Origin of the sequence: Govania unica (assembly GCF_027920805.1) — a bacterium.
GTDB lineage: Bacteria > Pseudomonadota > Alphaproteobacteria > Sphingomonadales > Govanellaceae > Govanella > Govanella unica.
In genome coordinates this window covers 79,355-92,539 of record NZ_JANWOI010000003.1, presented here as the reverse complement: position 1 = coordinate 92,539, position 13,185 = coordinate 79,355, and the positions used below count along the sequence as shown (strand labels likewise).

Sequence of the window (13,185 nt, the reverse complement as noted above, 5' to 3'; positions counted from 1 at the left end):
CTTGACCCGCGTATCCATGGTTCAACCGGCAATGTGGTGGCGAGATGGATTGCCGGGTCAAGCCCGGCAATGACAGAAAGGTGTAGGGGACGGAGGGTGGCCCGATAAGACAGCATAGCTGTTCCAGAGGTTAGACCGCGATCCTTGAGCGAACGGTGGCACGCAGGAAGGCTGGATCCTGTCGCCGCGCACAAGATAACGATTTCATACTGTCATACGCGGGCTTGACCCGCGTATCCATGATTCAACCGGCAATGTGGTGGCGAGATGGATTGCCGGGTCAAGCCCGGCAATGACAGAAAGGTGTAGGGGACGGAGGGTGGCCTGATGAGATGGCATAGTTGTTCCGGAGGTTAAACGGGATCCTTGAGCGAACGGTGGCACGAAGGAAGGCTGGATCCTGTCGCCGCGCACAGGATAACGATTTCATACTGTCATACGCGGGCTTGACCCGCGTATCCATGATTCAACCGGCAATGTGGTGCGAGATGGATTGCCGGGTCAAGCCAGGCAAGGCGCAGCAGTCCTTTCCCGGAACGCTTGACTTATCGCGCTCAAAATCACATGATTTTAGAAATAAATTCATGGATCCGGACCCACCTTCATGCCCAAGACGATCGCGCGACATGAGATGCATACGCCCTTTCTCGCGCCGGATGAACCCGGATTCGCACTGGACGATTTCCCGCTTTACAACCTCAATCGGGCGTCCTGGACCTATATCGACGAGATGACCCGCGTCCTCAAAAGCGTCGATGTGGACCATCCGACCTGGCGGGTGCTGTTGTTACTTGGGGACAAAAACCCAAGCTCGGTCACCTCGCTTTCGCAACGCAGCGTCACCAAGATGTCGACCATCACCCGCATCCTGATCCGCATGGAGGAAAGCGGCCTCGTGCGCCGCATCCCCTCGCCCGCCGATAGTCGGGTGACCGAAGTGTTCCTGACCGAGGCCGGGCAGGAGGTGATGCAGAAACTGCAAGTGATCGGCGGTCACATGTACCGGAAGGCCTTCGCCGGGTTCTCTCATGATGAAATCACCATGCTCGTGACGCTGCTGCAGCGGCTGCGCAACAACCTGACCCGCTCGCCCTATCTCGGCAATGACGGCTCCTGAGCTGGCAGATTTACGCGTTTACGTGCTTTTCAGTGCACAGATTGCAATTATTTTATTGCCTTTCTCGACAAAAGCGCCCTTCTGATTTTAATCATTTTGGTTGTCTCCCTTATCTGGGCCTGTACAGCCAATCGCTTTGGACCCGATCCTCTGCAACCGGAGGATCTCGATTCCACAGTCCGGGTAGGATAAGCCGCCAGAAACAATCATGCCCGGGACAAGCCCGGGCATGACGTTCCTGATCAAAGGTGCAGCAGCCTTCAAAGCTTGCCGAAAAACGCTCCAAGGCGCGTCATGGCTTCGTCGATCCGTTCATAGGATTCAGCCCCGAAACAGATGCGCAGATGGCCTTCGCCGGCCGGACCATAGAAGGTCCCGGCTTCAACCACCACATGGGCTTCCGCAAGGATTGCATTAGCCAGATCCACCGATGTCCGGCCAGTGGCCGAGATATTCGGGAACGCATAAATGGTGCCTTCCGGCGGCACGCAGGTGACACCCGCCATCTGGTTGAGCGCGCGCAGGACCAGAGCCCGCTTGCGTTCATCTTCCGCATGCATGGAATCGAGGCAATCCTGCGGTCCCTTAAGGGCCGCCACAGCGCCATGCTGAATAAAGGTATTCACATGAGCCACATCGTTCATGGTGATCTTCATCAGCGCCGGCATGAAGCGTTTGTCGACCACAGCGCAACCCAGCCGCCAGCCGTCCATGGCATAGGCCTTGGTGAAGGCGAACAGCGACAGCGTGCGTTCCGCCATGCCCGGCAGGGAGCCGATGCTGATATGCTCGCGGCCATCATAAAGGATCTGGTCATAGACCTCGTCCGACATGACCAGAAGATCATGACGAATGGCCACCTCCGCCAGCTCCTCAAGCTCGGTGCGCGTGAACACGCGACCGGTCGGGTTGGCCGGATTGACGATGACGATCATGCGCGTCTGCGGCGTGATCTTGGCTTCGATCCAGTCGGCGCGCAGGCGGAAATTATCGCTCGCATCCATCGGCACCATGACGACCTTGCCGCCAGCCATTTCGATCTTGTTCACGTGCTGCGGGTAATAGGGCTCAAGCAGAATAACTTCATCACCCGGATCGATCGACGCCATGAAGGACGCATAAGACGCATGGGTCAGCCCGTTGGTCACGAGCACATTGTCCGCCGTCACATCAAGCTTGTTGTAAGTACGCAATTTCTCGGCTAGCGCCTCGCGCAGCTCGGGCAGGCCGCGAAAATCGCTGTAATGCACCTGTCCGGCATCAAGCGCCCGCTTGGTCGCTTCCTTGATGTGAACCGGCGTGTCGGCGAAGGGCATGCCAACCGCCAGTGAAATCACGTCCTTGCCTTCTGCAACCAAGCCCATGGCTTTTTCATACATGCCAAAGCTTTTCGGGGAGCTTTCGGAAATGCGGCGAGCGGGCCATTTCATGGTGTTATCCTTTCAAGATCGGCAAATTATAGACAAATAAGGTTCAGCGTATAGCCGGAAGCCAGCCCTCTACGCAGCAGGGCGCAGAAGTCGGCAAGGCCCGAGCAGTTCACTCCATCCCTACCTACGCGATTTCGGGTGCGATTCTCTACAATATAATCCGAATACATATAAAAAAAAATTGGATATAATATCCAAAATGAGATTTTATGCGGGGGAGCTAGCGAGATTTACGGGAATATTAGCCTGCAATGCCTAGCATCCCGGCCCACCCAACCTCGTCATCCAGAGCGAAGCGAAAGGATCCAGTCTGGCCGTCTGGCTGGCGTTTGGCCTTTTGCGCACGTCAACGGCTGCAGCCCACCACAAGCATGAATCACCACAAACGCATATCCCCGTGGCAGCCAAAATCTGGATCCTTCGCTACGCTCTGGATGACACATTTAATTGGATGACGGCACAGGGTGACTGCAGGCCCCGAAACAGAAAGAGGAGCGGTTTGCACCGCCCCTCCTTGATATCGTCATCCTGAACAGGGCAGAAAATCCAGCCTGCCAAGACCGATGACCCTGTTGAAACCGCCCTTAGAACGGGATTTCGTCGTCGAGATCGTCGCGGGCCGGAGCTTTGCCACCGCCCGAGCCGCCGCCCGACGCATTGCCATAGCCGCCCTGGCTGCCGAAATCATTGCCACCGCCGCCATAGCCGCCCGAGGACTGCGACCCGCCGCCGCCATAACCACCGCCCGAGCCACCACCGGACCCGCCGCCACCTTCACCACGGCCGTCCAGCATGGTCAGTTCACCGCGGAAGCGGGGAATCACCACTTCGGTGGTGTATTTCTCGACGCCATCCTTGTCGGTCCATTTGCGGGTCTGCAGGGTGCCTTCAATATAAATTTTTGCACCTTTGCGCAGATATTGTTCGGCGACCTTGGCCAGATTCTCGTTGAAAATCACCACGCGGTGCCATTCCGTGCGTTCCTTGCGCTCGCCGCTCGCACGGTCGCGCCAGGATTCCGAGGTGGCGATATTGAGATTTACGATCGGCGCACCATCTTGCGTATGACGGACCTCCGGATCACGGCCGAGGTTCCCGATCAGAATCACTTTATTGACGCTACCAGCCATGACGTTTTCAATCCTCTCACTGTCTGAACAGGTGTAACTTGCTTCAGGGCGCACCTTACCGGAATGAGCAGCATTCCTCCAAGCACACATTTTACTTGACACACTAGAACAAAGTTAGAACATTCCGCAAGTCAGATCCAGTCATCGAGGACCCTATGCTCAAGACCATCTCCATTCGTGGCGCACGTGAACATAACCTCAAGAGCATCGACCTCGATATCCCACGGGACAAACTGGTGGTCATCACCGGGCTTTCGGGCTCGGGCAAATCGTCGCTCGCCTTTGACACCATCTATGCCGAAGGCCAGCGCCGCTATGTGGAAAGCCTGTCGGCCTATGCGCGGCAGTTTCTGGAACTGATGCAAAAGCCCGATGTGGATCATATCGAGGGCCTGTCCCCCGCCATCTCCATCGAGCAAAAAACCACAAGCCGCAACCCGCGCTCCACCGTCGGCACGGTGACCGAAATTTATGACTATATGCGGCTGCTGTTCGCCCGCGTCGGCGTGCCCTATTCGCCCGCCACCGGCCTGCCCATCGAAAGCCAGACCGTGAGCCAGATGGTTGACCGGGTGATGGAACTGCCCGAAGGCACGCGCTTTCTGCTGCTGGCCCCCATCGTGCGCGGCCGCAAGGGCGAATATCGCAAGGAATTTGCTGACCTTTTAAAGCGCGGCTTTCAGCGCGTGAAAGTCGACGGCGAATTATATGACCTCGACGCCGTACCTGCGCTCGACAAAAAGATCAAACATGACATCGAAGTGGTGGTCGATCGTCTGGTGGTGCGCGAGGGCCTGCAAACCCGACTCGCCGACAGTATGGAGACTGCGCTATCGTTGGCCGACGGCCTGGCCATCGCTGAACTCGCCGATAAAAAGGGCAAGAAAGGCGAGCCCGAACAGATCCTGTTTTCGGAAAAATTCGCCTGCCCGGTGTCCGGCTTCACCATCGAGGAAATCGAGCCGCGGCTGTTTTCCTTCAACAATCCCCATGGCGCCTGCCCGGCCTGCGACGGCCTTGGCACCCTGTTGTATTTCGACCCGGAACTCGTGGTGTCGGACATCAACAAGACGCTCAAGGAAGGGGCCATCGAACCCTGGTCGAAAACGCCGTCACCCATGTATGGCCAGACCCTCGAGTCGCTGGCCCGCCATTATAAATTCTCCCTGACCAAGCCCTGGCGTGAGCTGCCCGAGAAAGCCCGCGAAGTCCTGCTCTACGGTTCCGGCAAGGACGATGTGGAGATGATCTATAAGGACGAGCGCCGCACCTACAGCGTCGTCAAACCGTTCGAAGGCGTCATCCCCAACATTGACCGCCGCTGGCGCGAAACCGAATCAGCCTGGGTGCGCGATGAATTGTCGCGCTATCAGGCCGCAGCCCCCTGCGACGACTGCGGTGGCAAACGGCTGAAGCCCGAGGCGCTGGCGGTCAAGATCGCCACTCTGGATATTTCCTCCGTGACCGACAAATCGGTCGGCGATGCGCTCGCCTGGTTCAAGGGACTGAACAGCCAGCTCAAACCCAAAGACCGCGAAATCGCCGCCCGCATTTTAAAAGAAATCATCGAACGGCTTGGTTTTCTCAACAATGTCGGGCTCGATTACCTGACGCTTGCGCGCAATTCGGGCTCCCTGTCCGGCGGCGAATCGCAACGCATCCGCCTCGCCTCTCAGATCGGATCGGGCCTGACCGGTGTGCTTTATGTGCTGGATGAACCGTCCATCGGGCTTCATCAGCGCGACAATGACCGCCTGCTTGAAACGCTCAAGAACCTGCGCGACATGGGCAATACTGTCCTTGTGGTCGAACATGACGAAGACGCCATCCGCAATGCCGATTATGTGATCGACATGGGGCCGGGCGCAGGCGAACACGGCGGCCATATCGTGGCCGAAGGCACCCCTGCCGCCATCATGAAAAACCCGAAGTCGCTGACCGGCCAATATCTCACCGGCAAGCGCAGCATCAGCGTGCCCCACGACCGCCGCCCCGGACAATTCGCCGGTAAAAAGCGCAAGGAAATCGTCATCAAGGGCGCGCGCGAAAACAATCTGAAGGACGTGACCGCCGCCATCCCGCTTGGCACCTTCACCTGCATCACCGGCGTGTCGGGATCGGGCAAATCGACGCTCACCCTCGACACCTTGTTCAAGGGAGCGTCACGTAAACTGAATGGCAGCCGCGAAGTTCCGGGCCAGCATGACGACATTCACGGTCTGGAATTCGTCGACAAGGTGATCGACATCGACCAGTCGCCCATCGGCCGCACGCCACGATCAAACCCCGCCACCTACACCGGCGCCTTCACCCCGATCCGCGAATGGTTTGCCGGGCTCCCCGAAGCGGCGACGCGTGGCTACAAACCCGGTCGCTTCTCCTTCAACGTCAAGGGCGGCCGCTGCGAATCCTGTCAGGGCGATGGCGTCATCAAGATCGAGATGCATTTCCTGCCCGACGTCTATGTGCAATGCGACAGCTGCACCGGCAAACGCTACAACCGCGAGACGCTGGAGATTTTATTCAAGGGCAAATCCATCGCCGACGTGCTCGACATGACGGTCGAGGATGGCACGGAATTTTTCAAGGCCGTGCCATCGGTGCGCGACAAGCTGCATATGCTTGAGGAAGTCGGCCTCGGCTATATCAAGGTCGGCCAGTCCGCCACCACCCTGTCCGGCGGCGAGGCCCAACGCGTCAAACTCGCCAAGGAACTGGCCCGCCGCGCCACCGGCCGCACGCTCTATATCCTCGACGAACCAACCACCGGGCTCCATTTCGAGGACGTCCGCAAACTGCTCGAAGTACTCGAACGGCTGGTCGATCAGGGCAACACCGTGGTGGTGATCGAACATAACCTCGAAGTCATCAAAATCGCCGACTGGGTCATCGACCTCGGCCCCGAAGGCGGCAACGGCGGCGGCGAAATCGTCGCAGCCGGAACCCCCGAAGACATCATCAAGGAAAAACGCAGCTATACCGGGAAATATCTGGCGCCTTATTTGAAGGCGAAACAGAAGCCGGGGAAATAACGCCCTCCCCGCCCAATCATCTCCCCTCCCTCCCCCTGTCATTGCCAGGCTTGCCCCGGCAATCCATCTGGCAGCGCACGCCCAGGCGGAACAATGGATACGCGGGTCAAGCCCGCGGCTGTCTGGTTTAAGTTTCTACCATCACTAAAAGACATAGTGTCATTGCCGGGCTTGACCCGGCAATCCATCTGGCTAGCGGTTTGCCGATCGAACCATGGATTGCCGGGTCAAGCCCGGCAATGACACTATGTGATGCTAAAAACTTAAACCAGACAGCCGTGGATCAAGCTCGCCTATGACAATCCAAGCTGAGCGCGACACCTCCGTCTCCACCGCCCGTCGCACCCGCGCCATCAGCAGGCCAGCCGTGATGATCCCGGACGCCGACAGCGGTACGCCACCCGCTTGCAGGATGTGGGCGGTCCAGTCGTTGCAATTATGGAAAAGATCGAACCGCCCCCGCGCTGGATAGAAAAAGCTCTCGCCATAAAGACCCGGGCCGAGAGCGTGAGCGCGCGAGCTCTGGCCGCGCTCGAAACTCGCGTCCACGGCCCGCACAAGGCGACGGTAATCATCACGACTGAGCGTCACGGCCACGCGCCGGTCGGCGGCATAGCGCGTCACGGGCGGCGTCGAAAATCCCGCCATATGCAGGACCGCGGGCGAAGGCCCGATGGCCTTGATGGCCTGCCAGAGCGACGGATGTGGCGTCCGGTAATAAACCCGCTCGCCCCAACCAATTTCGAGATAAGCAGCATCCGGCAGATCCGCTGCCTCGGGCAAAAGTCCATCAGGCAGATCGCCGCGAACCAGCACAAGGCTCGTATGCCAGCTATTGCTGACCACATAGACGGTTTCGGCTCGCACGGTCGCGCCCGATAGCAAAAGTAACAGCAAGCCGAACATTCCCGCGCGCGCCGCTGTTCCCCCTGTCATACCACATGCTCCTTCCGATCCTGAGCCACCCTCACCGAATATGCAGCAATCCTGTATGTGGCAAAAGTTCCGACTTGCCGGACCCCGGAGCCATGCTGTAAAAATGGATATTGGATCCAATAATGAAAGACAGCGCCATGACCGACACCATCATCACGCAAATGTTTCGCTGGTGGAATGAGGCCTACACCGACCCGAACGGCTTTACGCCCGAGGCTTTCAGCCGCTTCTACACCGATGATGCCGAACTGATCGTCAACGGCAATTCGCGCGGCAAGGGGCTTCAGGCCCTGTCCGCGCATTATCAGCGCATTCAGGCTGCTGTGCCGCTGGCGCAGATGGTATTGCCGGTGGATGACGACTTCGCCACCACCGACCGCGCCTTCGTGCATTGTCATGAACAGGCAAAGCGCGCCGACGGCACAGAAAAACTCAGCGAATGCTTCGCTTATGCCGAAGTCCGCGACGGCAAGATGAGCGTGCTCAGGGTCGTTGGCTACGAAAAATAACAGACAGCGTTACTTGCCGCGTGCCGCCGCCAGCCGGAATTTGGCCGAGGAATAACTCGAAACCCCGAATGGCACGCAATAACAAAGCACCAGCTTCCACACCGCCGGAATCAATCCAGCCAGAATGATGTCGCCATGATTGATGGCGACCACCATGGTGCCAACCACGGAACCGACCTTCGAAGATTGCTTGAGGATGTCAGGCTGACGGACAACAGTCCAGAAACCGGGATGCTTTTTCGTGCTGTCGAGATCGGCGGTCATATGGAAAACACCAGTAATACGGCCAGAATTGGAGAGCGGGTCGCACAATAGCGATCCGCTTCTCTGCAAACAACACTCCATTTCGCATTGCTCTCATGCCAGAAAGGTCGGGCTCACTCTCCCTGTTACTCTGGGCTTTGCATTCCCGCGTTCAGGGGCTAAAAGAACGCCATGAGCATGATCCCGATCCATATCATAGGCGGCGGGCTTGCTGGTTCGGACGCGGCCTGGGCTGCGGCAGAAGCTGGCGTACCCGTCATTCTTCATGAAATGCGCCCCGTCCGCGCGACGGATGCCCATCATACCGGCGATTGCGCCGAACTGGTGTGCTCCAACAGTCTGCGTTCGGACGACGCCACGTCAAACGCCGTCGGCGTCCTTCATGAGGAACTGCGCCGCGCAGGCTCGCTGATCATGCGCTCGGCCGACATCCACAAAGTGCCTGCGGGCGGGGCCCTGGCCGTCGACCGCGACGGTTTTTCAGCCGCCGTCACCGCGGCTCTTGAGGCCCACCCGCTCATCACCCTGAAGCGCGAAGAGGTCGAGGGCATACCGCCCGCCGATTGGGACAGCGTGATCATCGCCACCGGCCCGCTGACCTCCCCGGCGCTGTCGGAGGCCATCCTCACGCTCACCGGCGAAGACAGCCTGGCCTTTTTCGACGCCATCGCCCCCATTGTCTACCGCGAGTCGATCGATTTCGAGCAAGCCTGGTTCCAGTCGCGCTATGACAAGGGCGACGGCAAGGATTACATCAACTGCGCCATGGACAAGGCGCAGTATGGGGCCTTCATCGATGCCTTGCTGGCCGGAGACAAAACGAGCTTCAAGGAATGGGAGGAAAACACCCCCTATTTCAACGGCTGCCTGCCCATCGAAGTGATGGCCGAACGCGGCCCCGAGACACTCAGATTCGGACCCATGAAGCCGGTCGGGCTCACCAACCCGAACGACCCCAACCGCCCCTATGCGGTGGTGCAGTTGCGTCAGGACAATGCGCTCGGCACCCTGTGGAACATCGTCGGCTTCCAGACCAAGCTGAAATACGCCGCCCAGAGCGAAATTTTCCGCATGATCCCCGGCCTGCAGAACGCCGAATTCGCGCGTCTCGGCGGCCTGCATCGCAACACCTTCATCAACAGCCCGAAACTGCTGGATGGCGCGCTCCGGCTCAAGGTCGATCCGCGCCTCCGCTTCGCCGGACAGATCACCGGGGTTGAAGGCTATGTAGAAAGCGCCGCCATCGGCTTGCTGGCCGGCCGCTTCGCCGCCGCCGAGCGGCTCGGCCTTGCCATCACCCCGCCGCCGCCCACGACGGCGCTCGGCGCGCTCCTCAACCACATCACCGGCGGGGCGAACGCCGAAACCTTCCAGCCCATGAACATCAATTTCGGCCTGTTCCCGCCCTTCGAAGTGCCGCTCAAAGGCGGCCGCCGCAACAAAGGCAACCGCAAACAGGACATGGCCACCCGCGCCCTCCGCGATTCCGACCGCTGGCTCGGCCGTGTAGCGGACCTGGACGAACAATCACAGAACTGACCCCCAGCTGTCATTGCGAGGCGGAGCCGAAGCAATCCAGTCCGGCCACCCCGAAGACTGGATCGCCACGCCGCTTGCGCGGCTCGCGATGACGGAGGAGGCATCTTCACCAGCCCCGAAGCCCACGCCACATCAAGCCCGCGAGCCGCGTTGGGCGGGGGGCTGTGAGGGCGGGGGCGAAGGGGTCGTACTCCACTGCCGCCAAGGTCCTCAAATCCGCTGCGGCCAGCGCCACTGGCAGGAAAGCCGGGCGGGCTGCTGGTGGAATCGTCCGTGCCTCGGCCCGGAAGGCCCGTAGCAGCTCCTCCGCCCGGTCCGCCACCAGCTTCACCACGGCCCGCACATCGGCACCGGCGCGGCCTTCCACAAGGTCATGGGCATCGATGCCATGGGCCAGCAACAGATCACGCGGTAGCATCACCTTCCCCGACCCGGCATGGAACCCGACCGCGCGTAAATTCCCGGCGAGCGCCCATGTGGCCCCCGCCGCCGTCACCAAAGTCTCCGGAGCCTGCCAACCCAACACCCGAGCAGCGAGATCCATCAGCGGCGCAGCGCTCGCTCCGGCATATTCCTCAAGCTCGGCCAGACTGGCGAAAGGCACCGCCTCCAATTCAGCCGTGCGGGCGTCGATCATGCGCTCAAACGCCGCCTGCGGCAGATCATGGCGGGCGATCACCGGCGCGAGGGCCTCGATCACCTCATGATGACGGACGCTGCCGGTGTAAATCCCCTCGATGGCCTCCCGCCACCAAGCCAGACGAATTTCCCCAATCATCGGCTCGGACACCAGCACGGCAATGCGGGCGATGTCCAGATTGAAGCCATAAAGGGCATGAAGCGCCGGGCGCAATCCGGCCGGTGCGAACAAAGCCGTAAGATAGCGGTCCCTGTCCTCCTCGCGCAGCCGATCCGCCAATGTCTGGTCCACAGTCATTCCTCCACCTTCACCCAACCCACTGCCCAACCCACTGCACTGCCGCAAGCTTTGGCTCCGGATGGTCAACGATTTTTGCATGTCATCAAAACTCTGTGCTATCCTCACCGCGTTTAACCGGACGGTCCTTAGGGGAGGGCAATACAGACAACTCCGGGACCGACATAAAGTGGGGCTTGTACAATGTCAAAGATCCTGCAATCGCTGCCGCTCACCATAGTGGCAGGCGTGGTGCTTACCGTCATCATGGTGTTCGCCACCGATAGGTTGACCAAATCGGCGTCCGAGCTGCCTCCGGCGGTCGATGCCGCTGGCGATACTACAAATCAATTGGCTCACTAGGGGGGGCGTCGCCATGGATATGTCTGCATTTGAACTGTTTTTCATTCGTTATTTGCATGTGCTCTCGGGCGTGATGTGGATCGGGTTGCTGTGGTATTTCAATTTCGTGCAGATCCCGAGCATGCCGAAGATCCCCGATGACCAGAAACCAGCGGTCAGCAAGGTCATTGCACCGGCCGCGCTGTTCTGGTTCCGTTGGGCGGCCCTCGCCACCGTGATTTTCGGTCTCGCGCTCGCACAAAGAAATGGCTATCTCGTCGACGCCCTGCTGCTCAAGCAACCGGTAATCGGCATTGGCATGTGGCTTGGCCTGATCATGGCCTTCAACGTCTGGTTCATCATCTGGCCGAACCAGAAAATCGCCCTCGGCATCGTCGAAGCCGCGGCTGAGCGCAAACCCAAAGCGGGCCGCATGGCCATGCTGGCCTCGCGCTTCAACACCATGCTGTCGATCCCGATGTTGTTCTCGATGGTATCTCAGCAGAACAGCTTCTATTAAGCCAACACCGATTCACGAGAAAAGCCGGAGCTTCAAAAGCTCCGGCTTTTTACTGTGTCCAGCTTATGGTAGCTGAGCCAAGAAACATCAGCCCTCAGGGAACCGCGATCAGCAGCACGGCCACCCGGCGATCTTCCAGCAGCAGCACGTTATAGGTCCGGGCCGCCGCCCCGGTATCCATGGGGTCCGCCTTGATCTGGGCCGCCTCAAGCCCCGCGCGCACCGCCGGGGGTGCCAGGGCAAGGCTCGGCCCACTGCCCATCAGCACGAATTCGATTGCGGGATCGGCGGCCAGAACGGCTGCCATATGTTCGGGCAGAAGATCGTCGATCCTGGTCACCGGCACTGCCGTGACCACCCCGTTGACGATCAGGATTGAGCCTTCATAACGCTGCCCGGCGACGCGAAATCCGCCGTCGCCGTAGCTTTTCACCAGGGGCAGAGCGCCGCCCTCGGTCCGCGTGACATTAACCGCCATGGCAGCTTACCCCTCGCGTTGTGTCGCCGGGTCCGTCTCATCGCCAAAGTCGCGGCGCAGTTTGAAAAGATTGATGATCGGTGCTGCGATATAGATCGACGAATAGGTACCGATCACGATGCCCCACAACATTGCCACCGAAAAGGCACGAATCACTTCCCCACCGAAGATCAACAAGGCCCCCACCGCAAGCGCGGTGGTGATGCTGGTCATGATGGTCCGGGCCAGCGTCTCGTTGAGGCTGAGATCGATGAGATCGTTCAATTCCATCTTGCGGAATTTGCGCAAATTCTCACGGATACGGTCGAACACCACCACGGTATCGTTGAGCGAATAGCCGACAATGGTCAGCAATGCCGCGATCACCGTCAGGTTGAATTCAAACTGGAACAGCGAGAACAAACCGATCGTCAAAGCAACGTCATGGATCAGCGAGACCATGGCCCCGATGCCGAACTGCCATTCAAAGCGGAACCAGATATAGGCCGCCGTCGCCAGCATGGCGATGACGATGGCCATCACGCCGCCGCGCACCAGTTCGCCACTGACTTTCGGGCCGACGTTTTCAACGCGGGCGAATTCAATCTTTCCACCGACGATCTCCCGGGTCTTGGCCTTCACCAGCTCGACCGATTTTTCCTGCTGCTTGATGGTTTCATCGTCGCTCGGCGCGCTTTGTTGGCCGAGGCGGATCAGAATATTCTCCTCCGACCCGAACGAGGTGATCGCCACCTCGCCAAGGTCCAGAGCATTCAGCCCGGCGCGCAGCGGCCCAAGATCCACCGCCTTGTCGGCATGAACCTCGATCAGCGATCCACCCTCGAAATCGATGCCGAAATTGAGCCCGCGCGTGAACATCAGCGCAAAGGAGCCAATGATCATGACAATCGACAGCACAAGCGCCACCCGCTCCCAACGCATGAAGTGGATATTGGTATTGTCAGGAATCAGTCTCATCGACATCGGATCTTC

13 protein-coding genes are annotated in these 13,185 nt (G+C 59.3%); 6 read left to right on the top strand and 7 right to left on the bottom strand.

Going from position 1 to position 13,185, the window contains the following annotated elements; all coding sequences use genetic code 11:
- The first annotated feature begins 604 nt into the window (after nucleotides 1–604).
- Nucleotides 605–1,117 (top strand): MarR family winged helix-turn-helix transcriptional regulator, encoded by a 513-nt coding sequence (locus NYP16_RS08330; RefSeq protein ID WP_274943670.1) that lies wholly within the window; start codon nucleotides 605–607, stop codon nucleotides 1,115–1,117.
- A 260-nt stretch (nucleotides 1,118–1,377) separates the two neighbouring features.
- On the opposite strand, the gene NYP16_RS08325 is transcribed toward NYP16_RS08330, so the two are convergent.
- Both NYP16_RS08325 and ssb read right to left on the bottom strand, forming a co-directional pair.
- Entirely contained in the window at nucleotides 1,378–2,547 is a 1,170-nt protein-coding gene (locus NYP16_RS08325; RefSeq protein WP_274943669.1) for a pyridoxal phosphate-dependent aminotransferase, read from the bottom strand.
- A 584-nt stretch (nucleotides 2,548–3,131) separates the two neighbouring features.
- Nucleotides 3,132–3,677 carry a single-stranded DNA-binding protein gene (gene ssb / locus NYP16_RS08320; protein ID WP_274943668.1) on the bottom strand — a complete coding sequence of 182 codons (546 nt, stop codon included), beginning with the start codon at nucleotides 3,675–3,677 and terminating at the stop codon, nucleotides 3,132–3,134.
- A 155-nt stretch (nucleotides 3,678–3,832) separates the two neighbouring features.
- Between ssb and uvrA the strand changes: the two genes are divergently transcribed.
- Nucleotides 3,833–6,709: an excinuclease ABC subunit UvrA gene (gene uvrA, locus NYP16_RS08315; RefSeq protein WP_274943667.1), complete on the top strand. Its 2,877-nt coding sequence runs from the start codon at nucleotides 3,833–3,835 to the stop codon at nucleotides 6,707–6,709.
- A gap of 255 nt (nucleotides 6,710–6,964) precedes the next feature.
- Here uvrA and NYP16_RS08310 read toward each other — a convergent pair whose 3' ends face one another.
- Entirely contained in the window at nucleotides 6,965–7,645 is a 681-nt protein-coding gene (locus tag NYP16_RS08310) for a DUF2459 domain-containing protein (RefSeq protein ID WP_274943666.1), read from the bottom strand.
- A 137-nt stretch (nucleotides 7,646–7,782) separates the two neighbouring features.
- Here NYP16_RS08310 and NYP16_RS08305 point away from each other — a divergent pair, with 137 nt between their 5' ends.
- A complete protein-coding gene (locus tag NYP16_RS08305; protein WP_274943665.1) occupies nucleotides 7,783–8,154 on the top strand; it encodes a nuclear transport factor 2 family protein in 372 nt (123 codons plus the stop codon).
- A 9-nt stretch (nucleotides 8,155–8,163) separates the two neighbouring features.
- On the opposite strand, the gene nrtS is transcribed toward NYP16_RS08305, so the two are convergent.
- Complete coding sequence (nrtS, locus tag NYP16_RS08300) at nucleotides 8,164–8,418, bottom strand: nitrate/nitrite transporter NrtS (protein ID WP_274943664.1); 255 nt, start codon at nucleotides 8,416–8,418, stop codon at nucleotides 8,164–8,166.
- A gap of 171 nt (nucleotides 8,419–8,589) precedes the next feature.
- Between nrtS and trmFO the strand changes: the two genes are divergently transcribed.
- Nucleotides 8,590–9,957 carry a methylenetetrahydrofolate--tRNA-(uracil(54)-C(5))-methyltransferase (FADH(2)-oxidizing) TrmFO gene (gene trmFO, locus NYP16_RS08295; RefSeq protein ID WP_274943663.1) on the top strand — a complete coding sequence of 456 codons (1,368 nt, stop codon included), beginning with the start codon at nucleotides 8,590–8,592 and terminating at the stop codon, nucleotides 9,955–9,957.
- Nucleotides 9,958–10,063: 106 nt separating this feature from the next.
- On the opposite strand, the gene NYP16_RS08290 is transcribed toward trmFO, so the two are convergent.
- Complete coding sequence (locus NYP16_RS08290; protein ID WP_274943662.1) at nucleotides 10,064–10,894, bottom strand: phytoene/squalene synthase family protein; 831 nt, start codon at nucleotides 10,892–10,894, stop codon at nucleotides 10,064–10,066.
- 183 nt (nucleotides 10,895–11,077) lie between these two features.
- Here NYP16_RS08290 and NYP16_RS08285 point away from each other — a divergent pair, with 183 nt between their 5' ends.
- Together NYP16_RS08285 and NYP16_RS08280 are read left to right on the top strand one after the other, a co-directional pair.
- Nucleotides 11,078–11,236, top strand: coding sequence for a hypothetical protein (locus NYP16_RS08285; RefSeq protein WP_274943661.1), 159 nt, complete (start codon nucleotides 11,078–11,080; stop codon nucleotides 11,234–11,236).
- 13 nt (nucleotides 11,237–11,249) lie between these two features.
- Nucleotides 11,250–11,735, top strand: a complete 486-nt coding sequence (locus tag NYP16_RS08280) for a urate hydroxylase PuuD (RefSeq protein WP_274943660.1) — start codon at nucleotides 11,250–11,252, stop codon at nucleotides 11,733–11,735.
- 94 nt (nucleotides 11,736–11,829) lie between these two features.
- On the opposite strand, the gene NYP16_RS08275 is transcribed toward NYP16_RS08280, so the two are convergent.
- Together NYP16_RS08275 and secF are read right to left on the bottom strand one after the other, a co-directional pair.
- Nucleotides 11,830–12,213, bottom strand: a complete 384-nt coding sequence (locus NYP16_RS08275) for an Mth938-like domain-containing protein (RefSeq protein WP_274943659.1) — start codon at nucleotides 12,211–12,213, stop codon at nucleotides 11,830–11,832.
- Nucleotides 12,214–12,219: 6 nt separating this feature from the next.
- Complete coding sequence (secF, locus tag NYP16_RS08270) at nucleotides 12,220–13,176, bottom strand: protein translocase subunit SecF (RefSeq protein WP_274943658.1); 957 nt, start codon at nucleotides 13,174–13,176, stop codon at nucleotides 12,220–12,222.
- Between the last annotated feature and the right edge of the window lie 9 nt (nucleotides 13,177–13,185).

What these genes read in the sequence shown, in the direction of transcription:
- NYP16_RS08330 (WP_274943670.1), top strand. Translation starts at nt 605, where the DNA reads ATGCCCAAGACGATCGCGCGACATGAGATGCATACGCCCTTTCTCGCG.
- NYP16_RS08325 (WP_274943669.1), bottom strand. Translation starts at nt 2,547, where the DNA reads ATGAAATGGCCCGCTCGCCGCATTTCCGAAAGCTCCCCGAAAAGCTTT.
- ssb (WP_274943668.1), bottom strand. Translation starts at nt 3,677, where the DNA reads ATGGCTGGTAGCGTCAATAAAGTGATTCTGATCGGGAACCTCGGCCGT.
- uvrA (WP_274943667.1), top strand. Translation starts at nt 3,833, where the DNA reads ATGCTCAAGACCATCTCCATTCGTGGCGCACGTGAACATAACCTCAAG.
- NYP16_RS08310 (WP_274943666.1), bottom strand. Translation starts at nt 7,645, where the DNA reads ATGACAGGGGGAACAGCGGCGCGCGCGGGAATGTTCGGCTTGCTGTTA.
- NYP16_RS08305 (WP_274943665.1), top strand. Translation starts at nt 7,783, where the DNA reads ATGACCGACACCATCATCACGCAAATGTTTCGCTGGTGGAATGAGGCC.
- nrtS (WP_274943664.1), bottom strand. Translation starts at nt 8,418, where the DNA reads ATGACCGCCGATCTCGACAGCACGAAAAAGCATCCCGGTTTCTGGACT.
- trmFO (WP_274943663.1), top strand. Translation starts at nt 8,590, where the DNA reads ATGAGCATGATCCCGATCCATATCATAGGCGGCGGGCTTGCTGGTTCG.
- NYP16_RS08290 (WP_274943662.1), bottom strand. Translation starts at nt 10,894, where the DNA reads ATGACTGTGGACCAGACATTGGCGGATCGGCTGCGCGAGGAGGACAGG.
- NYP16_RS08285 (WP_274943661.1), top strand. Translation starts at nt 11,078, where the DNA reads ATGTCAAAGATCCTGCAATCGCTGCCGCTCACCATAGTGGCAGGCGTG.
- NYP16_RS08280 (WP_274943660.1), top strand. Translation starts at nt 11,250, where the DNA reads ATGGATATGTCTGCATTTGAACTGTTTTTCATTCGTTATTTGCATGTG.
- NYP16_RS08275 (WP_274943659.1), bottom strand. Translation starts at nt 12,213, where the DNA reads ATGGCGGTTAATGTCACGCGGACCGAGGGCGGCGCTCTGCCCCTGGTG.
- secF (WP_274943658.1), bottom strand. Translation starts at nt 13,176, where the DNA reads ATGTCGATGAGACTGATTCCTGACAATACCAATATCCACTTCATGCGT.